Annotated in this window: 15 protein-coding genes and 1 tRNA gene; 12 read left to right on the forward strand and 4 right to left on the reverse strand. The window is 64.5% G+C overall.

The window, feature by feature from the left end; translation table 11 throughout:
* Positions 1 to 9 precede the first annotated feature (9 nt).
* From KHO22_RS05190 to KHO22_RS05210, 5 genes are all read left to right on the forward strand, one after another.
* Entirely contained in the window at positions 10 to 870 is an 861-nt protein-coding gene (locus KHO22_RS05190) for a DUF4390 domain-containing protein (protein WP_211946036.1), read from the forward strand.
* Complete coding sequence (locus KHO22_RS05195) at positions 867 to 3,308, forward strand: sensor histidine kinase (RefSeq protein WP_211946037.1); 2,442 nt, start codon at positions 867 to 869, stop codon at positions 3,306 to 3,308. Before KHO22_RS05190 ends, KHO22_RS05195 begins: the two co-directional genes overlap by 4 nt.
* A gap of 51 nt (positions 3,309 to 3,359) precedes the next feature.
* On the forward strand, positions 3,360 to 4,070 hold the full coding sequence (locus KHO22_RS05200) for a response regulator (RefSeq protein WP_211946038.1): 711 nt from the start codon (positions 3,360 to 3,362) through the stop codon (positions 4,068 to 4,070).
* Positions 4,071 to 4,122: 52 nt separating this feature from the next.
* Positions 4,123 to 4,198: transfer RNA gene (locus KHO22_RS05205), tRNA-Phe, on the forward strand.
* Between the two features lie 224 nt (positions 4,199 to 4,422).
* Complete coding sequence (locus tag KHO22_RS05210; protein ID WP_211946039.1) at positions 4,423 to 4,914, forward strand: hypothetical protein; 492 nt, start codon at positions 4,423 to 4,425, stop codon at positions 4,912 to 4,914.
* A gap of 43 nt (positions 4,915 to 4,957) precedes the next feature.
* Here the strand turns inward: KHO22_RS05210 and KHO22_RS05215 are convergent, their stop codons facing one another.
* Positions 4,958 to 6,742 carry a diguanylate cyclase gene (locus KHO22_RS05215; RefSeq protein WP_211946040.1) on the reverse strand — a complete coding sequence of 595 codons (1,785 nt, stop codon included), beginning with the start codon at positions 6,740 to 6,742 and terminating at the stop codon, positions 4,958 to 4,960.
* Positions 6,743 to 6,920: 178 nt separating this feature from the next.
* Here KHO22_RS05215 and KHO22_RS05220 point away from each other — a divergent pair, with 178 nt between their 5' ends.
* Positions 6,921 to 7,541, forward strand: coding sequence for a LysE family translocator (locus KHO22_RS05220; RefSeq protein WP_211946041.1), 621 nt, complete (start codon positions 6,921 to 6,923; stop codon positions 7,539 to 7,541).
* 348 nt (positions 7,542 to 7,889) lie between these two features.
* The gene (locus KHO22_RS05225; RefSeq protein WP_211946042.1) at positions 7,890 to 8,621 is read left to right on the forward strand and encodes an aquaporin; all 732 of its coding nucleotides are present in this window, start codon (positions 7,890 to 7,892) and stop codon (positions 8,619 to 8,621) included.
* On the opposite strand, the gene KHO22_RS05230 is transcribed toward KHO22_RS05225, so the two are convergent.
* Positions 8,605 to 10,206, reverse strand: a complete 1,602-nt coding sequence (locus KHO22_RS05230; protein WP_211946043.1) for a carbohydrate porin — start codon at positions 10,204 to 10,206, stop codon at positions 8,605 to 8,607. The two genes, KHO22_RS05225 and KHO22_RS05230, sit on opposite strands and share 17 nt — an antisense overlap.
* A 1,396-nt stretch (positions 10,207 to 11,602) precedes the next feature.
* Here KHO22_RS05230 and ltrA point away from each other — a divergent pair.
* The 4 genes from ltrA to dinB all read left to right on the forward strand — a co-directional run bounded on the left by ltrA (position 11,603) and on the right by dinB (position 17,078).
* Positions 11,603 to 13,315 (forward strand): group II intron reverse transcriptase/maturase, encoded by a 1,713-nt coding sequence (ltrA, locus tag KHO22_RS05235; protein ID WP_211946044.1) that lies wholly within the window; start codon positions 11,603 to 11,605, stop codon positions 13,313 to 13,315.
* A 311-nt stretch (positions 13,316 to 13,626) separates the two neighbouring features.
* Positions 13,627 to 14,760, forward strand: a complete 1,134-nt coding sequence (locus KHO22_RS05240; protein WP_211946045.1) for a TRAP transporter substrate-binding protein — start codon at positions 13,627 to 13,629, stop codon at positions 14,758 to 14,760.
* A gap of 168 nt (positions 14,761 to 14,928) precedes the next feature.
* The gene (rarD, locus tag KHO22_RS05245) at positions 14,929 to 15,840 is read left to right on the forward strand and encodes an EamA family transporter RarD (RefSeq protein WP_211946046.1); all 912 of its coding nucleotides are present in this window, start codon (positions 14,929 to 14,931) and stop codon (positions 15,838 to 15,840) included.
* Positions 15,841 to 15,992: 152 nt separating this feature from the next.
* Entirely contained in the window at positions 15,993 to 17,078 is a 1,086-nt protein-coding gene (gene dinB, locus KHO22_RS05250; protein ID WP_211946047.1) for a DNA polymerase IV, read from the forward strand.
* A gap of 64 nt (positions 17,079 to 17,142) precedes the next feature.
* Here the strand turns inward: dinB and KHO22_RS05255 are convergent, their stop codons facing one another.
* Together KHO22_RS05255 and KHO22_RS05260 are read right to left on the reverse strand one after the other, a co-directional pair.
* The gene (locus tag KHO22_RS05255) at positions 17,143 to 18,117 is read right to left on the reverse strand and encodes a DUF2272 domain-containing protein (protein WP_211946048.1); all 975 of its coding nucleotides are present in this window, start codon (positions 18,115 to 18,117) and stop codon (positions 17,143 to 17,145) included.
* Between the two features lie 251 nt (positions 18,118 to 18,368).
* Positions 18,369 to 18,647: an HU family DNA-binding protein gene (locus KHO22_RS05260; protein WP_211946049.1), complete on the reverse strand. Its 279-nt coding sequence runs from the start codon at positions 18,645 to 18,647 to the stop codon at positions 18,369 to 18,371.
* A 1,114-nt stretch (positions 18,648 to 19,761) separates the two neighbouring features.
* Between KHO22_RS05260 and KHO22_RS05265 the strand changes: the two genes are divergently transcribed.
* On the forward strand, positions 19,762 to 20,283 hold the full coding sequence (locus KHO22_RS05265; RefSeq protein WP_211946050.1) for an SET domain-containing protein: 522 nt from the start codon (positions 19,762 to 19,764) through the stop codon (positions 20,281 to 20,283).
* Positions 20,284 to 20,298 lie beyond the last annotated feature (15 nt).

Genomic DNA, 20,298 nt, shown 5'->3' on the forward strand with positions numbered 1-20,298 from the left:
TCTGATCCGATGGTGAGCACGCTGCGCTTGTCAGACTTCTGCGTCCCTGCAGACCGCGCGCGCGCGGTCGCCGGAGCGTGGTGCGGTGACACGGCCGGCCTGCTGCGGCGCGCATGCGCGGCGCTTGCATTGGTGCTGGCCTGCCTGCTGTGGGCTGGCGCCGTCGGGGCGCAAGCCATCGAAGCCACCGAGGCGCGCATCGAATACCAGGACAACGCCTTCGAACTGACCGCGAGCTTCGACTTCGACCTGCCGCCGGCGCTCGAAGATGCGCTGAACAAGGGCATCTCGCTGTATTTCATGGTCGAGTTCCAGCTCACCCGCCCGCGCTGGTACTGGTTCGACGAAAAGCCCGTCAATACCAGCCGTAGCATCCGGCTGTCCTACCAGCCGCTCACGCGCCAGTACCGCGTCTCCACGGGCGGCCTGCAGGTCCCGTTCGCGCGCCTGAAGAGCGCGCTGCAGTTCATCCAGCGCGTGCATGGCTGGCGCGTATTCGACCGTGGCGCGGTCAAGCCCGGCGAGTCCTATCATGCCGAAGTACGCATGAAGCTGGACCTGTCGCAACTGCCCAAGCCGTTCCAGATCAACGCGGTCAATACGCGCGAATGGAACCTGGCTTCGGACTGGCGCCGTTTCATCTACACCGTGCCCACTGACCTGAACGCGCCGCCGCCGGCGCCGCCACCCGCGCCCGTACCCGTACCCGTGCCAGCGCTGCCGGCCTCGCCGGCCATGCCGGCATCGCCTGCGCTACCCGCCTCGGCACCTGCCGCGGCGGCCGAAACGCGTGGCAGCCCGTTCGCCCAGACCGTGTCGACCGCACTCTCGCCCTTCGCGCTGGTGCAGTCAGTCCCCGGCCAGCCATGAACAGCAGCAGTCTCTGGGACAGCCGGTTCCGCCGCGTGCTTTACCGGGTGGTGGCCGGGATCATCGTATTCCTGGCGCTGGTGCTGGTGGGCCTGCTGGCCGGCGCTTCGGCCAACACGGAATTCTTCGACCGCTACTTCACGCTGCTGTTCAAGATCAACCTGGTCGTCGGCGCGCTGCTGGTGATCACGGTCGGCGCGCTGGCGTTGACGCTGTGGCTGCGCTATCGCCGCGGCAAGTTCGGCACGCGCCTGATGACCAAGCTCGCCGTGTTCTTCGGCGTGGTGGGCGTGCTGCCCGGCGTGCTGATCTACCTGGTGTCGCTGCAGTTCGTTTCGCGCAGCATCGAATCGTGGTTCGATGTGCGCGTGGAAACCGCGCTCGAAGCGGGCCTGAACCTGGGTCGCGCCACTATCGACAGCTCCCTGGCCGACCTGCAGGGCAAGGCGCGCCTGATGGCCGAACAGCTGAGCGGACCGTCCGGCATGGCCACCTCGCTGCAACTCAACCGCCTGCGCGAACAATACGGCGTACAGGAAGCCGCGATCTTCACCGGCAGCGGCCGCGTGCTGGCCACGGCTTCCAGCAGCTATGCCACGCTGGTCCCCGACCTGCCTTCTGGCGTGCTGGCCGAGCAGGCGCGCCTGGCGGGCGGCTACGCCGCGGTAGAAGGCGGGACGGATCCGTCCGTGGACGGCAACCGCACGGAGCGTATCGACAGCAGCCACCTGTACCGGCTGCGCGTGATCATCCCGCTCGGCACCGCGCCCGCCGGCGACACGGGCACGGCCGCAGCCGCGGCAAGCGCCCCGCGCGCCAGCGCCGCGCCGAAGGCGCGCTGGGCCGGCTCCGGCCTCTCGGTGGAACGCCGGCCCGAAGATTCGCCGTCGAGCGGGTTCGGCCTGGTGGGCGACACCGTGCGTGAAGAGCGTTACCTGCAGGTCGTGCATCCCGTGCCGGCCGTGCTCGCGCGCAACGCGGACGAGGTGCAGCGCGCCTACCAGGAATACCAGGAGAAGGCGCTGGGCCGCACCGGCCTGCGCAAGATGTACATCGGCACGCTGACGCTCACGCTGTTCCTCGCGGTGTTCATCGCGGTGATGCTCGCGCTGCTGCTCGGTGGCCAGCTCGCGCGCCCGCTGCTGATGCTGGTGCAGGGGACCAAGGAGGTGGCCGAAGGCGACCTCTCGCCCAAGCGCGAACTGAAGAGCCGCGATGAACTCGGCATGCTCACGCAGCAGTTCAACCAGATGACCCGCCAGCTCGCCGAAGCGCGCCTCGCGGTCGAGGAAAACCGCACCGCGCTGGAGCAATCGAAGGCCTATCTGGAAAGCGTGCTGCAGAACCTTACCGCCGGCGTGCTGGTGTTTGACCGGCGCTTCGTGCTGATCACCGCCAACCCCGGTGCCGAGCGCATCTTCCGCCAGCCGTTCGGCGCCGTGCTGGGGCTGCCGATGGAACATATCCCTGGCATGGGCCCGTTCGGCGAGATCGTGCGCCAGGCCTTTTCCGATCAGAGCACGCGCGAAGTGCTCGGAGGTGCCGAGCACTGGCAGAAGCAGATCGAACTGCCGCAAGGCCATGAAGAGCAGCCGCTGACGTTGCTGGTGCGCGGTGCGCGTCTGCCCGGCGCCGAACGCGACGAGCCCGGCTACGTGGTCGTGTTCGACGACATCTCCGACGTGATTTCGGTTCAGCGGTCGGTGGCGTGGGGCGAGGTGGCCCGGCGCCTTGCGCATGAGATCAAGAACCCGCTCACGCCGATCCAGCTCTCGGCGGAACGCCTGCAGATGAAGCTCTCGCCGAAGCTTGAAGACAAGGACGCGGAGGTCCTCAAGCGCGGTGCGGCCACCATCGTCAACCAGGTGGCCGCCATGAAGCGCATGGTCGACGACTTCCGCGACTATGCGCGCACGCCGCCCGCGGTGCTGCAGTCGCTGCAGATCAACGCGCTGGTCTCGGAGGTATTGCACCTGTATGGCATCGACGATCCTGCCGTGCATGAGCATCCGGTGATCCATGCGGCGCTGGACCCGGGTCTTCCCGAGATCAAGGGAGACCCGACGCAGCTGCGCCAGGTGATACACAACCTGTTGCAGAACTCGCAGGATGCCGCGACCGAGAACGTCGCGGCGGGTAGGGCTGCGCCCCGTATCGCTCTACACACCGAGACTGTAGAATACAAAGATTCTGCCGGCGAAAACCGCCAGGCAGTCAAGCTAACCATTGCGGATAATGGTCCCGGCTTTGCACCACGCATCCTGAGCCGTGCATTCGAGCCTTATGTGACCACCAAAGCCAAGGGCACGGGCCTCGGCCTGGCAATGGTAAAGAAGATCATTGACGAACACGGCGCGCGCATTGAACTGCGCAATCGAATGGACGGTGCCGAGATCGTCGGTGCACAGATCTCGATCCTGTTCGTTAAACTGGCATAGTCAACTTGGCGGTCCGTCACGGAACGCTATGGTGGGGTTAAGAGGGGAAGTATGGCAACCATCCTCGTAGTCGATGACGAAATGGGAATCCGGGAACTGCTCTCGGAAATCCTGAGTGACGAAGGCCATGTGGTCGAGGTGGCCGAAAACGCGCAGCAGGCACGCGAATACCGGGCGGGCACGACTCCTGACCTCGTACTGCTCGATATCTGGATGCCGGATACCGATGGCGTGACGCTGCTCAAGGAGTGGTCCGCGCAAGGCCAGCTGACGATGCCCGTGATCATGATGTCGGGCCATGCCACCATCGACACCGCGGTCGAGGCCACCAAGATCGGCGCGCTGAATTTCCTGGAAAAGCCGATCGCGCTGCAGAAGCTGCTGTCGGCGGTCGAGCAGGGCCTGGCCCGCGGCATCGAACGCCCGCGCGCGACGGCCGCCGCGGCGCCCGCACCCGCGGCGCCTGCCGTGGACGCTGCCTTGGCGCCTGCAGCCGCCGAGGCCAGCAGTGAAGCCGCGCCTAATGGCAGCAGCGCGGCCCGTCCGCCTGAAGCGGAAATGCATTTCTCGTTCGACATGCCGCTGCGCGAGGCGCGCGACCTGTTTGAGCGTGCCTACTTCGAGTACCACCTGGTGCGCGAACACGGCAGCATGACCCGCGTGGCGGAGAAGACCGGCCTGGAGCGCACGCACCTGTACCGCAAGCTCAAGCAGCTCGGCGTGGAACTGGGCCGCAACAAGCAGGAACCCGCTGAGCAGTGATGCAATGAACGCTTGACGGGCACCGGATCCATTGCTATAGTTTCGCTTCTTTGGCCCGGTAGCTCAGTCGGTAGAGCAGAGGATTGAAAATCCTTGTGTCGGCGGTTCGATTCCGTCCCAGGCCACCAGAACATCAGAAGCCCGACTCATCCGAGTCGGGCTTTTTGTTTTCGCGCCGCCGTTCCGGCACGCCGCCATCCGCCCGCTCGCCCCCTGATACAAAGCAGATCTAAAAAGTTTTGACTTCGCTGTCGATAGACATATCTTTACGATTGCCAGATGCCGAAGAGGTATCGGTATCGCGCACACAGAATGCGCGGCCGGTTCAGGCTGTTTCTACATGGGGGTCAATATGGATACGCTGTCCGAGGCAGGAATCGGCTGGCCGAAGGAAACCGATGTCGCCGAGCGCGGCATCTGGAAGAGCACCATGGCCGCGGCCAGCCACGCGCTGGGCGCGGCAAGGAATGTGCAGCAGGCCATGGCGCAGACCTTGAAGCTGCAGCAGAAGATCCGCGCATTGCGCGATGAACTGCACCACGCCGAGGCCGAGCGCGATGTCTACCGCGAACTGCACGCGCGCACGGTGGATGAACTTCACCAGGCTGTCGATCGGAGCCCCGCCGAGATGAAGCGGCTGCGCGCCGAGGCCGACGCCCTACAGATCCGCCACCGCGCCTACAAGCTGCTCGTGCAGCATTACATGCGCATCGGCACGCCCATCGATCCCACTGTGTTCGCTGAACAGCGCAGCCGCGTGCAGCAGCACATCCTGTTCCAGCGCCGTCGCGGCATTCCTGTCGCAAAGATCGGCGTGGAGGATATCGCCTTCCTGTTGCGCTGATCGGGGCCACTTTCGCGGCGGCTTTTTGCGGCCTTCCCCGGGCTCACGCTTTCGCCTGCAGCTGCGGTACAGCCGCCGCGTGCAGGCTGTCGTCGCTGACCACGCGGTTGCGGCCGTGCGTCTTGGCGTCATAGAGGCGCCGGTCCGCAATCGCGGCGAGGCCGTCGAGTGTCACCGGCGTGTCCGGCGGCACGTCGGCGGGGGCTTCGGCCACGCCGACGGAAATGGTGAAGCGGATGACGCGGTCCGACGCTTCGACGCCCGCTTCTACGCTTGCTTCTACGCCCGCTTCGGGATCGGCTTCGACCGCGCACGCGGCAATGGCGCCACGCAGGCGTTCGGCGCTCTGCGCGGCCTCGGCAAGGCTGGTGTTCGGCAGCAGTACTGCGAATTCCTCACCGCCCATCCGGGCCGGCAAATCCACTGAGCGCATCGTCGCGCGCAGGGTGCGGGCAAGCTGCACAAGTACCTTGTCGCCGCTCGCGTGACCCCAGCGGTCATTCACCTTCTTGAAGAAGTCAATATCGATCATCAGCAATGCCAGCGGCTGTCCTTCGCGCCTCTGGCGCTCCAGCGCGTACTGGGCCAGTTCGCGCATGCGGCGCCGGTTGGACAGGCCGGTCAAGGGGTCCTGCTGGGCGAGTTCCTGCAGCTTTTCACCGAGCGCGATGTAGTGGTCGAAGAGCTGCGTCACGACCTTGAGCGTGATCCAGAGCAGGAATGGCAACAGCGCCCAGATCACCAGCAGCGGCCGGCTCATGCGCGCCAGCATGCTTTCGTACAGCTCGCGCGCCGGCACGACATCGATCAGCACCCAGGGGCTTTGCGGCGCGCGATGGAACAGCAGGTAGTCGCCATCGCGCTGCATGATGCCGGACCCGCGCGTGAACAGGTCGGCGGGCACATGGTCGCGCCAGTTGCCCGGCACGGCATCGGGCCATTTCCTGACGGTCCTGACTGGTTCATCGCCTACCGCCAGTACATCGCCATGGACGTTCATCATGTAACGGACCGCGCCTGGCTCGCTCGCAGCACGCAGCAGCTCGTCAAGCCGGGTCTGCTCGACATCGATGGCCACCACGCCGCGGAACTGCCGCCCTGCATAGATCGGCACGCTGAGCGTGGTCATGCGCCGCTTGCTCTGGAAATCCGCATACAGCGGCGCCCAGTAGATTTCGCGTCCCGGGTTGAGTTCGGGGGTCTGGCTTCGGTAGTACGGCACGCTGTCGAAGCGTTGCAGCATGCGTGCGGCCATGGCCGGGTCGACGGGCGGATAGGCCACGAAAAAGCCGTTGCGGGAGATGAACAATGCGCTGCCCTGGATGTGGTCCGAACGCACGCCCAGGCCCAGCAGCTGGCTGATCATCCGTCCTACGTACAGGTCGGCCATCAGGTCCGCGTCGCGGCGCTCGAAGCTGTTCAAGCCTGTGAGCTGCGCGGGCCCGACGCCGATCAGCGGCGGATCTTCCAGCGGAAGTTTCATCTGCCAGACCGGCGCATTGCGCTGCGCGTAGGCCTGCTGCATCGCTGCGTCGGCGGCCACCGCGTCCGCGCTCGCCTGGATATCGAACAGCCGCTCCGCATAGCTGCCGACGTACGCCAGCCGTCGCCGCTCGGCATCGAGCACGGCTTCGACACCCAGCGCGCGCAGTTCCAGGCTGTGCTGCCGGTTCCGCAACTCGCGCTCGCGTACCAGGTACAGGTCGCGCAGCGCGACCACCAGCGTAAGCAGCAGTACCGCCGCAAAGCAGCCGACCACCACCCGATGGGGACGCATGACCGCAAGGCGGGGCAGCCAGCGCGGCTGCGGCAGCAAACGACGCCACATGGGCGGTCTCCAAGGTCTGGTGGCAGGGGCATGCCCCCGCTGGCCGGTCTGATGAAGCGCCAACAGCTTAGTTTAGGACGGCGCCGCGGCGCTTCTCACTCACGCACGCGCGCACGGCCCGCTGTGCAGTACCATGCCTGATCGGCACCTTTTGCCGCAATATCCGTCGGAAACTTTCATGTTCGACATCCAGAACTATTACAGCTTCCTGCTTGCGATCCTGGTGTTCCAGCTAATCCCCGGGCCGGGCACCATCGCCATCCTCAACGCCACCGCGCGCAACGGCGTTGCCGCGGGCATGGGTGCGGTGCTGGGCACCTTGCTGGGCGACCTGGCCTTTATGGTCGCCGCCGTGGCGGGGCTGGCCGCGGTGATGCAGGCAAACCCGCTGCTGTTCCAGGGGCTGCAATGGTTCGGCGCGGCCTACCTCTGCTGGATGGGCATCCAGCTGCTGCGCGCGCGTCTGTCCGACGCACCCGCGACGCCGGAACCGCACAAGACCGCCAGGGTGTACTTCCGCCAGGGGTTCGCCGTGAGCCTGACCAACCCCAAGGTGATCCTGTTCTTCGTCGCGTTCTTTCCGCTGTTCCTGCGCCCCGATTCGCCCCCGCTGACGCTGGCCGCCATGATGGCGCACGTCACGCTGATCAGCCTGCTGTACCAGGCCGGGCTGGTGCTGGTCGGCAACGCGGTCGCCCGCAAGCTCCAGGCGCTGCCGTTTGCGCGCAAGCTGGCCACGCGGCTGGCCGGCGTGGCACTGGTGGGATTCGGCCTGAAGCTCGCGGCCAGCAACCGCTGAATCGGGCACGCCGCGTTGGGCACGCGTTAGGCGCGCCCTGATTCGATACCTGCGGTCTGTTCACAAGATCGCGCGGGCGCATTGACGCCCATGGCAGCCGGCGGAAAACTTCGCGTTCCGGCGCACCATGCCTGTGCGCCGGTTTTGTCTCCGATCGAGGCGTCGTCTCAGGCGACGTTGCGCATCCCGCTGCCACGCTGCTGTCGTCCTCTCTTTCGGCCTGGTGTCCTGTTCCGTGCAGGACATGCCCGCACCCTGGCCACACATGCCCCTGAAGACCTTGCGCCGCGCGACGCGGCCGCCCCGCATGACCCGACTGTCGATGACCGCCTTCACGGGAGCGCAGCAGTGAGTACGCTTTCGCGCCGGCTGGTGGCAGAGGGACTGGGTACGGCATTGCTGATCGCCGTGGTGGTGGGTTCGGGCATCCGCGCAGAGCGGCTGGCCGGTGGCAATACCGGCCTGGCGCTGCTGTGCAATGCGCTGGCCACCGGTGCAGGGCTCGTGGCGCTGCTGGTTGCGCTGGGACCGGTGTCCGGCGGGCATTTCAATCCCGTAGTGAGCCTGTCGGCGCTGGTGCAAGGCACGCTCTCGCCATGGACCGCGCTGGGCTACGCGCTGGCGCAGATCGGCGGCGGCATCGCTGGCGTCATGGCCGCGCATGCGATGTTCGGCGAACCAGTGCTGGCGTGGTCGGCACAGAGCCGCACCGGCCTGCCGATGTGGTGGAGCGAGTTCGTGGCGACGTTCGGGCTGGTCGGGGTCGGGATCGGCACGCTCCGCACCCGCCCGGGCCTGGTGCCGTTTGTCGTCGCGGGCTACATCACCGCCGGCTACTGGTTCACGTCATCGACATCATTCGCCAACCCGGCGCTGACCATTGCGTGCGCGATGACCAATACCTTCGCCGGCATCCGTCCCGTCGATGTGCCGGGCTTCGTGATCGCGCAGATTGCCGGCGGACTGAGCGCTACGCTGCTGTTCCACTGGCTGTGCCACAAGCCGGCCACAGCGGCGCAGGTCGCGCCCGCGGCGCACTGGCGCCAGGCCAGGCCGGCCCCTACTACCAGCGCCGATTGAGCTGCACGCCGAAGATCGAGCCGCTGTTCTGCGTGGCCCAGGCCTCGGCCGGGGCCGTGAAGGCGAGGCCATCGACATCGGTCGCGCGGCTGTAGGTGTAGAACGCGCGCAGGTTCGCATTGCCGGCGGCCTTGCCCAGCGTCAGCGTCGGCGCGACGGTCAGCGCGGTGCGCTGGCCGCTGGTGCCGAACCCGGACGAGATCTGATCCCGCGCAACCTCGAAGACCAGCTTGAACTGGTCGCTGGCAACATACGCCGGGCGGATCCGCGTGGCCGCCCACTGCAGCGTACCGACCGGCGAGCGGTCGAACTGCATGCTCGATTCGACCGAACCGCCCAGCCCGGATTTCCCCTTCCACTCGAGCGATTCCGCGACCCGCACGCGCGACAGCGACGGCCCCATGCCCGTATAGCCCGCCATGGCGCTGCGCGCACCGGAGCCGAATTGCAGCCCGACGCGGTTGGTCCCCGCCAGCACGCCTTTCTGCTCGTGCAGCGCCGATGCCCACCATGCGCTGCCCGAATCGGTCACGAGCGACTGGGCCTCGACCCGCGTGAAGCCTAGTTGCACCGAACCCTGCGGATTGGTCGTGATTGGCGCCGTGCGCAGCGAGTGGTAGCTGGGCAGGTTCTGCCCGTTCTGGTCGTTGCGGGCGGTGTACTGGTAGTTCAGGCCGACATTGCCGAGCATGCGTGCGTTGTCCACGCCGAAACGCATGGCCGCGGAATTGGGCGGCAGCAGGCCGGACGACATCAGCAACGGGTCGCTGTCGCGGCGGCCGGCCCACATGGTGGCTCCGTCCAGCACCGACAGGCCATTCACGGCCGTATAGAACTGCGGCACCAGCGCGTAGGGATCGACCGCCGCGGGCCGGCCGTTGACGGACGTGGCATCGGTGCCGCGGGCCTGGGCGATCAGCATGACCTGGGCCCCGCCGTCGAGGTCGAGCACCGACTCGCGGATCTTGACCTCGCCCGCGCTGCGGCAGGCCAGGCCGTGACCGATGCCCGTGGACAATGCGCCGCCGGCGCAGGCGCGTATGGTGGCGTCGCGCTCTTCGGCGGCGGCGCGGCCACTGTAGCTGAGGCGCCAGACCGAATCGACCGCGGCATCGTCGGCCGGCAGCTGCGAGCGCAGCACCGGCGGCGCGTCGGACGGCGTTGCGTCGCCGCTGTCGGCTTGCGCAGGCGGTTCGGCGACAAAGTGGCCGAGCCTGGCAGGGAACAGCACCACGGGGGCAGGCGCAGGGGCGGCGGAATCGGGCGGGCCGACAAAGGTGTCGTCGGACGGCGCGGCGGCTTGTGCCACCTGTGCGTCGGCCGGTGCCGGCGCGGCGGGCGGCTCCGCCGCCTTGGGCGGCGGCTGCTCGCCGGCAATCAAGGCACCAAGCAGATCATCGGCCGGCGCGGCCATCGCCAGCACGGGCGGAGCCGGCCGGGCCTCCTGAATGCGCGGCGGGGCCAGGGACTGGAGGTCCTGCGGCGTCTGCGCGCACGCCGTCATCCCCCAGGCAGCCAGTACGGCAACACTCAGGCGGCGGCGGGGAAAGCGACGGCAGGAGGCGGCAAGGAATTCAGACAGCATGCAACGGACCGGTACGGCAGACCGCCGGTAGGGGGGTCTTTTTTTAACAGCCGCACGATTTGACTGCAAGCCGGGTTACAAAATCCATCGCAACGTTGGCCTTCTCACAATACGAAAAGCCGGGGCTGTGGCACGGCTTTGCACACCGTGTTCCCGCTGTGAAGAAGGCGTCCAGAACTAGCGAAAACCCGGACTTGCGCAGGGCTCCGTGCAGAAAAAGGCACCGCTATAATCGGTGGGCTTGGTGCGACACGCATTCTCGTGTCCGGGTAGCTCCAACGTAAGGAGCATCGACCTTTGTCGAGACAAGGGAAGGGCCTCGGCCTGAACCGTCCAATCTCGACCAATTACTTGCTTAGACGAACCCGGCCGAACAGCTAGGGCGAGTCCGATGTGTTGTGAGGAAGCCAGAGTATCGGCGCCTTACAGCTTGCTTTTGCTGGATGGATTTCCAGCCATTGCCCAAGGGCGGGGACGCTCGCCTTTGGGCGAGTTCTCTGTACACACTCTCCTCGGAGGGTGTATGCGGTTAGACAGCGGAGTTTCCGTTGTACCGCCGCAACATAGCATTCAAACCGTTCTGGATGGAACGGCGCTACGTTCTTTGGGACGACAGCGAGCGCTCGCAAGAGCGTCCGATGCCGTCAAGCGCTCGCTTGTAAAGGAGCACCGCAGTAAGTAAGTGAGGTTCCGGAGCGACAGCTCTGTGCATTATGGTTCGGTCGGATATGTCCGAAAGGGCGTGACGATAGAGAACCTGCTATGCGACTAGCAGTAGCCTAGGGGGACATGCGTCACTGGTAACGGTGGGGTGTGAAGCTCTCCTGACAATGCGGCCCCCGAAAGGGTGCCATCAGGTCGTGAGACAGGATGGTGGAGGCTCCGAGCAGCAACGGGGTTGAGGCGCTAGGCTGACTGGTATGGGTAACGTAAGTGAACTGCTGATAAACGTCGTAACGATTGAGATGCCAAAGCTGCTGTTAGGCATTAACCAAACGGTGTGTGGTCGGTTGTCCCACTCGAGCCTTGGGACACGTCGCCACGATGACCACCGGCGGAAAGGCAGACCCTAACCCAGTCGTGTAATGCGCAGGGAACGTGGTAAGCCCGTATGGCTGCCGGGGCGCAGTTTGGCTCAGGCAGGCGAACCGCAAGGAACGCTGTTGGCTGTGCGGGTATGGGATGTTGGAAAAAGCGAACGCCGGGCTGTAATGGTCCGGATAGGGATTGAGACATCATCCCACGCGAAAGCGGGCAGACTTCCAACTGGTCAATCGTCGCAGGATGGCTGACTGATCTCGCTTGTTTAAATTTTCTTCCCTTGAGGGGCAACACGTCCCTCAAGGGGCGTGCTGTCTCTTGATGTTGGGGAAGATCCTCAAGATAGGAGAGCAGCATGGAAGCATTGATCCGCAAGGATGAATCTGCGCTCTCCGGCGTGCCGCAAACCTGGGGCGCCATTAATTGGCGCCGCGTGGAGCGGAACGTTCGAGAGATACAGATTCGAATTGCGAAGGCGACACAGGAAGGGGACTCGCGCAGGGTGAAAGCCCTGCAACGGTCTCTGACCCGCTCGTTCTCCGCCAAAGCACTGGCGGTACGACGAGTGACGATGAACCAAGGTGAGCGAACGGCAGGCGTCGATCGCGAAAAGTGGAAAACGCCTGAAGCCCGGTGGGAAGCCATTGGGAGGTTGAAGCGCCGGGGGTACAGACCTTTGCCATTACGGAGGGTCTTCATCCCCAAGGCCAATGGGAAGGAGCGCCCTCTGGGCATTCCAACCATGTTGGACCGAGCCATGCAAGCGTTGTATTTGCTGGCGCTGGAACCGGTGTCCGAAGGAACGAGCGATCCAAACTCTTATGGGTTCAGGACCAACCGATCCACGGCGGATGCCATGTCCCAGCTGTTTGTTTCCTTATCTCAGAAGGCCTCGGCTCAATGGGTGCTGGAAGCAGACATCAAAGGATGCTTCGACCATATCAGTCACGACTGGCTGGAACGCAATGTCCCAATGGACAAAGCAATTCTTCGGAAGTGGCTGAAGGCTGGCGTGGTATTTCAAGGCCAGTTTCAGGCAACCGAAGCCGGAACTCCGCAGGGAGGCATCATTTCCCCGACTCTGGCAAATGTGGCGCTGAACGGCTTGGAAACGCAACTGACCCAGTTCCTCGGAACGAAGTTGGGAGTGACCAAGGCGAAAAGGCTCAAAGTGAACGTTGTGCGTTACGCGGACGACTTCGTAATCACCGGTGATACGCCGGAGGTCCTAGAAAGCGAAGTGAAGCCGTGGGTAGAACAGTTCCTCGCAGTACGGGGGCTATCGCTATCGACGGAGAAAACGCGGATCGTCAGCATCGCGGACGGCTTTGACTTCCTAGGGTGGAATTTCCGTAAGTACTCGGGAACACTGCTCATCACGCCAAGCAAGAAAAACGCGCAAGCGTTCTATCGCAAGGTGAAGGCAGTCGTCAGCACCAACAAGACGGTGGAGCAGTCGGTTCTAATTCGACTGTTAAACCCGATGCTGCGGGGCTGGGCACAGTATCACAGTCCCGTGGTTGCTAAGTCGGCGTTCGCCCGCATGGAGCATGAAGTATTTGTTGCTCTACGGCGGTGGGCAAAGCGGCGACATCCACATAAGTCGGCCGAATGGGTGCGGAGGAAGTATTTCGCAACCGTCGGCGAACGAAACTGGGTGTTCGGAACCAAGTTCGTGAGCGGCAACGGCAGTGTAGGCTGGACAGAACTGTACTCGCTTGCGGGTACGACTATCCGGCGGCACAAGAAGATTCGGGGGGACTACAATCCCTTCGATCCGACGCAGGAACGGTACGGCGAAAAGCTGCGACAGGAGCGTATGTTGGAAAACATGGCGCACCGGAAGCAGTGGATCAAGCTGTATCTATCCCAGCAAGGCTTGTGCGCAGTGTGTCAGTGCAAGATAACCAAGGAAACAGGATGGGAAGATCATCACATCGAACCTCGCATACGCGGGGGCTCCGATGCGCTAGGAAATCGCGTACTGCTGCACCCGAACTGTCACAAGCAAGTGCACCACCAAGGTAGAACTGTTGTGAAGCCGGTGTCCGAAGGGATATTTAGCTGAGACCCGAGCCGTATGCGGGGAAACTCGCACGTACGGTTCCTAGGGGGGGACAGGTCAGTAATGACTTCGTCCCTACCCTACTCTTTCGGGTAAGACAGCCGCGGCCTGTTACAAACGGGTGTACTCAACGGCGGTTGCATACGGTTGCATCTCGTCCCGCTATCGCAAGGTTTCCCGTCCGCAACAGGCACAGCGTCGCGCCTGCGGCACCAATCCGGCCAGGGGCGCGTCACGGTCCGGCGCAAGGCGCGATGACACGATCGGCGCCCAGGCCCGCATCCGCACCAAAATCTATATAAGAGGAGAAGTTAATGCAGCGTCGTTCCTTCCTGTTGAAAGCGTCGGCCGTGGCCGCAACCGGGGCACTTGCCGCATGCGGCAAGGATGAAAAGGCCGCAGCGCCGGCCGCAAGCACCCCCGCCGCCCCGGCCGTCGTCGGCAGCAATCCTGCCGTGGAATGGCGCCTTGCATCGAGCTTCCCCAAGTCGCTGGACACCATCTTCGGCGCCGCCGAACTGCTGTCGGCCCGCGTGAAGGAACTGACCGAGGGCAAGTTCAACATCAAGGTCTTCGCGGCCGGTGAAGTTGTGCCGGGCCTGCAGGTGCTCGACGCCGTGCAGAACAACACCGTGCAGCTCGGCCATACCGCCGGCTACTACTACTTCGGCAAGAACCCGACGCTGTGCTTTGACACCACCGTTCCGTTCGGCCTGACCGCGCGCCAGCAGAATGCCTGGATGCTGCAAGGCAACGGCATGAAGCTGATGCGCGAGTTCTTCAAGGAATACAACGTCGTCAACTTCCTGGGCGGCAACACCAATGCGCAGATGGGCGGCTGGTTCCGCAAGGAAATCAAGACCGTGGCCGACCTGCAGGGCCTGAAGTACCGCATTGCCGGGTTTGCCGGCGTGGTGCTGTCGCGCCTGGGCGTGGTGCCGCAACAGATCGCCGGCGGCGACATCTACCCCGCGCTGGAAAAGGGCACCATCGACGCGGCCGAGTGGGTGGGCCCGTACGATGACGAGAAGCTCGGCTTCTACAAGGTGGCCCCGTACTACTACTACCCGGGCTGGTGGGAAGGCAGCGCGCAGCTGTCGTTCTATGCCTCGGCCAGCGAATTCGAGAAGTTGCCGGCGCTGTACAAGCGCGCACTGGAAACCGCCACCATCGAAGCCCACACCACGATGATGGCCAAGTACGACACGGTCAACCCGCAGGCGCTGGCCCGCCTGCTGGAAAACGGCGTGAAGCTGCGCCCGTTCTCCAAGGAAATCATGGAAGCCTGCTTCAAGGCCACGCAGGAAGCCTACGCCGACGAAACTGCCAAGAACCCGTCATTCAAGAAGATCTACGACGACTGGCGTGTGTTCCGCAACAACGAGGCCGCCTGGTTCAACGTGGCCGAGCAGGCGTTCGCGCAGTTCAGCTACGCACACAAGCTGTAACGCCGCCACGCGGGGGCAGACCGGCCCCCGTCGACGCAAACCCCGTGTTCCCGTGAGGGCACGGGGTTTTTTGTTTTGCACGAGTGCAGTGCCAGGGCCTGCAGCCCGGCTTCGGCAACAAAACACCCCCGCCGGTAGAATCGCGCGCAGCATCTATCGGAAATCCCCATGCAACTCGGCATCCTTTACGCACTCCTGGCCTACATCATCTGGGGGCTGCTACCGCTCTACATCAAATCGCTGCCCGGTGTCGCGCCGGCCGAAATCCTGCTGCACCGGATGGTATGGTCGCTGGTGTTCCTGGCCGTTATCCTGGCCGCCCGGCGCCAGTGGACCTGGCTTGGCAAGGTGGCCACGGACCGGCGCCTGATCCTCTCCTTCGCCGCGAGCGCCGCGCTGTTGTGCGGCAACTGGTTCCTCTATATCTGGGCCGTGTCCGCCAACCGCGTGGTCGATGCCAGCCTCGGCTATTTCATCAACCCGCTGTTCAGCGTGCTGCTGGGCGTGATGTTCCTGCATGAGCGGCTGCGGCCGGGGCAGTGGCTGTCGATCGCGGTGGCGGCGGGCGGCGTGGCCTGGCTGACGGTGGCCGCAGGCCAGCTGCCGTGGATTGCACTGGCGCTGGCGGCGACCTTCGGCGGCTACGGTCTGCTGCGCAAGACGGGCGCCCTGGGGGCGCTGGAAGGGCTGTCGCTCGAGACACTGCTGCTGTTTCCGCTGGCCGCCGCGGCGCTGGTCTATCTGTTCGCCACCGGCCAGGACAGCTTCCGGCACGCAGCACCAGGTACGCAGTTTCTGCTGCTGATGGCGGGCCCGATTACCGCCGTGCCGCTGCTGTTTTTTGCCGCCGGGGCCCGCCGTATCCCCTTGTCCCTGCTGGGCTTGCTCCAGTACACCGGCCCGACGCTTCAACTCCTGCTTGGCGTCTGGCTATGGCATGAGCCGTTTCCGCCGCAGAAGCAGCTCGGTTATGCGCTGATCTGGGTATCTCTGGCTTTGTATGCGGCGGAAGGACTGTGGTTCAGTACCCGGCAGAAGCCTGAATCCATGAATATGAACGATGAAACCGCAAATCAATGACTATTGTTCATTCGTCATATGGATGAAATGGAAGGCCGGACAGCACGATTTCGGTTCAATTTCATCGATGCGATTAATCACGGTTTAAGTCAAAGCAAAGGTAATCATAAATAGCATCGATGGATGGTGGCATCACACCATCCCATTACCGCATGTCCGTCACGCCATCCCCGCCCAGCGAACCGGCCGTCCAGCGCAAGATCATCCATTGCGACTGCGACTGCTTCTACGCGTCGGTCGAAATGCGCGACGACCCGTCGCTGCGCGGAAGGCCCATGGCGGTAGGCGGTGCTGCTGACCGGCGCGGCGTGATCGCTACCTGCAACTACGAGGCGCGCGCGTTCGGCGTGCGCTCGGCCATGTCGTCGGCGCAGGCATTGCGGCGCTGTCCGGACCTGCTGATCGTGCGCCCGGCCATGGACAAGTACCGCGAGGTATCACGCCGGATCTTCGCGATCTACCGCGAGTACACAGCCCTGGTCGAACCGCTTTCGCTGGACGAGGCCTATCTCGATGTCAGCGCGTGTCCGCACCACGGCGGCAGCGCCACGCGCATCGCCGAGGAAATCCGGCGGCGCGTGCGCGAGGAGGTGGGCGTCACGGTATCGGCGGGGGTCGGGCCCAGCAAATTCGTGGCCAAGATCGCGAGTGACTGGAACAAGCCCGATGGGCTCTTCGTGGTGCGGCCGGCGGCAGTAGACGCCTTTGTCGCCGCACTGCCGGTCGGACGCATCCATGGCGTGGGCACTGTCACCGCGGCCAAGCTCAAGCGCCTGGGCGCCGAGACCTGCGGCGATCTGCGGGACTGGCCGGCGGACCGGCTGCATCGCGAGTTCGGACGCTTCGGCGCGCGGCTTTATGACCTGTGCCGCGGCGTCGACCACCGCACGGTATCGCCAGAGCGCGAACGCAAGTCGATCAGCGTAGAGGAGACGTATGCCGACGACCTGCCGGATCTGCAGGCCTGCCTGGCGGAACTGGAACCACTGATCGCCATGCTCGAAACCCGCATTGCCCGGGCGCAGGCGCACGACACCATCGACAAGCTCACCGTCAAGCTGCGCTTCGCCGACTTCCGCCAGACCACCGTGGAATGCCGGGGCCATGCGCCGGACCGCGATACCTACGCCCGCCTTCTGGCAGAAGGCCACGCACGGCGCGGCCTGCCAGTCCGGCTGCTCGGGGTCGGCGTAGGCACCAGCGACCGCGATACGACGCAGCTCGAACTGTTTCCGTGAATTTATCTACGCCACAAATCAACGCATCATAAAAATCAGATCGCAGATTTGTCGCGCGAATAATTTACTGCAGATTATTCCGCATGATCAGCAGCCAGGGCATATGCGAGTTGGTCTCGCCATCGAGCCTGCCCGAGTCGCCCAGTTCGATCTCCTCCATCGACACGGACTGCTGGACGTTGCCGCCGATGGCCTTCACCAGCCGCGCGGCGGGATCCACCGAGACCACGATGTCGCAATGCATAGGGGTCGTGCCAAAGCCGATCTCGGCGATGTCGTCGAGGAATTTGTCGCGGCCGCGCGGCGCGCAGATGATGTCGCCGGTCCGCGGCAGCGCAGGAACGGGTTCGAGGTGGAAGGCGGGCCGGGGCAGGATCCCGTCGCGCGCGTCCACCACATACATCGAATGTGACTGGCCAGTCAGGAACTGGCGCTGGTCGAGTCCCGCCTTGCGCAAGACCCAGGAAATGAACACCGCCGACCAGGCCCAGGACGGCTGCGTGACCTGCCTGCAATCGGGCGCCTGGCCGACGATGCCCCAGTAGCGCTGCGCCATCCGGCAGCCCGGGGGCGTGGCTTCCATGCCGGTGCCGTCCGGGAACGAAATACAGCCAGCCTCCGTGCCGTCGGCATCCGCCTCCTGGTCGGCGGAGCCTTGGGCCGGTACGCCGGCATCCGTGACGGCCGGCGCCTCAAGCGGCTGGGGCGCGGGCAGCGGGCTGAAGGTCACGCAGGCCGTGTCGTCGCGGCCCAGCCGCACGGTCTGCGAGCCCCAGCGCCGCCATTCCTGCGTGGCGATCTCCACGATGCGCTCGCGCGTGGTCGCGCCCGGCGAGGTCACGGGCCGCTCCAGGTCGGGCAGGGGTGTCGCTTGCGGGCGCGCAGGTTCGCTCACCGTGCTGCAGCCGGCGAGCAATGCCATGGACAGGGCGGCGCACAGGACCAGACCCCGGGCCTGTGGAGAAACCTGTGGAATCAGCTGTGGAAAGCGCTGTGAATAACGCTGTGGAAATCTGACCTGGTCCGATCGGGGAAGCATATGGCCCCCAATGATGCGCCGTACACGCTGCGGCCTTGGTCAACCGCGCCTGAACGGCTGTTCGCGGGTCTGGCCGGCCAGCCGCGGGACGGGCCGGGCCGGGGTGCACAGGACTCTGCAGAAGTATCCTGCGAGTACTGTGGATAACGTTCCCCGCCCGGCGCGCACCTGCGCCCTCGGGCGACACGGTGGCGGCATGGCGGGGTCATGCAAAGCCGGGGGTGCGCAGTGGCCCACCAGGCTTTCCAGGCTTACTGGTTGACGGCGTCCTTGAACTTCTGACCAGCCTTGAACTTCACCGTCTTGGCCGCTTCCACCTTGATTTCTTCACCGGTGCGCGGGTTACGGGCCATGCGCTCGCCGCGCTCGCCCTTGCTGAACGTGCCAAAGCCGACCAGGCTCAGCGTATCGCCCTTGGCGACGGCGTCCATGATGGCCGACAGGGTCACGTTCAGTGCCTGCTCGGCCTTTGCCTTGGTCAGACCGTCCACACCGGACGCGATAGCGTCGATCAGTTCGGTTTTCGTCATGCTTCACTCCGTATCGAGTTGAAAAAACACAGACGTCAGGGCACGGACGGCCCATAGCGGACCGGACCGGCAAAGACGTCGCGGGCCACATGATACCGTGCCGGACAAGGCGCACCGGATGAGATTGTTACGAGAACCTATCCGGAAAGCCGCTTCGGGCCGTGATTCCACTGGCCGCCGGTCACCTTCATGGCCCTGAGGCATGCACGGCGTGCGGCGTTTACGCCGCCTTTGTCCCTCCGGAGCGCCTGGCACGTCCTGCCCGCGTATACGCCCCTCAGCAGCCTTACGACCTCCCGGGGGTGGAGGAGTGCCCTTCGGGGGCTCTGAAGGCCTCCAGGGGCCTCTCCAGGGCCTGCGACAGCATCGCGGGTCACCCCGGCGGGCTTCCATCCCGCCTTTGCCACCCCGAATGCACTATGTTGCATGTCGAGAGGTGGCCTTTCGGCATCTCGCTTGGCGGCATTCGCCAGGCGAATGATTGGTCGACTCCGGGAGGTCGTGCGCGGCGTAAACGTCGGCCCGCGTATACGCCGTGACGAGATGCACGCGCATGAAATGGGCAGCTCCACTGTGCCGGCAGCGCGTATATGCGCTTCGCTTGCCACGCCAAGTTTACGTCCTCGACCCCATCCCACGTTTTCGGGCTCGGCGAGGGGCGGGCCACTGGGTTTACATCTTTTCTTTCATGTATACAAATAGTGGTAGTAGGTAAACGGCGGTCATTTCTGTGGATAAGCCGGTAAACGTCAGCCAGATCAAAGGTTTACGTAAACGAGAACTACAGGGACGCAGTGTTGGCGGGCGTGGATGACTCCCGGGTCCGTCGAGCGAGTCCCGGCCGATGGCCAAACTTGTTCCTGTGGCGTCCCCATGCCAGCCCCAGGCAGCCCACATGCAATCCGGCTTCTTATCCACAGAAACGGGCGGCTTATCCACATTTCCGGCGATTGCGTATACGGCTTTGGCCGGGCAAACGATCCGCTTTCGGGCAGGGCCCGACGTATACGTGACGCTTGCGTATACGGTCCCTGGGCGCCCCGGTATCATCCCGATCGCGTCGGCGCGAACGGCGCCTGCAATGCAACGGAAAGCGACCAGCACGGAAAGGCAAATGGCTGACAAGGCAAAGCGCAAGGACAGCGGCAAGGAAAGCAAGGCGGGCAAATCAGCGAGCGACCGCATCGAGGTGCGCCAGTCGGGCGTGCACGGCAAGGGCGTCTACGCGATCGCACCGATCGCCGAGGGCGAGCGGGTGATCGAGTACAAGGGCGAGCACATTTCCTGGAAGAAGGCCCTGGAACGCCACCCGCATGATCCGAACGATCCCAACCACACGTTCTATTTCAGCCTGGACGACGGCAGCGTGATCGACGCCAAGTTCGGCGGCAACCGCGCGCGCTGGATCAACCATGCCTGCGCCCCGAACTGCGAGGCACGCGAGAAGAAGGGCAAGGTGTTTATCCACGCGCTGCGTGATATCGCGGCTGGCGAAGAGCTTTTCTATGATTACGGGCTGGTGATTGAAGCCCGCTATACCAAGAAGCTGAAGAAGGAATTCGAGTGCCGCTGCGGCAGTCCGGAGTGCCGCGGCACCATGCTCGCGCCCAAGGACAGGAAGTCGGGCAGCAAGTAAGCCCCGCTCAATCCC

The sequence above is a fragment of the Cupriavidus yeoncheonensis genome, from assembly GCF_905397275.1.
Lineage (GTDB): Bacteria > Pseudomonadota > Gammaproteobacteria > Burkholderiales > Burkholderiaceae > Cupriavidus > Cupriavidus yeoncheonensis.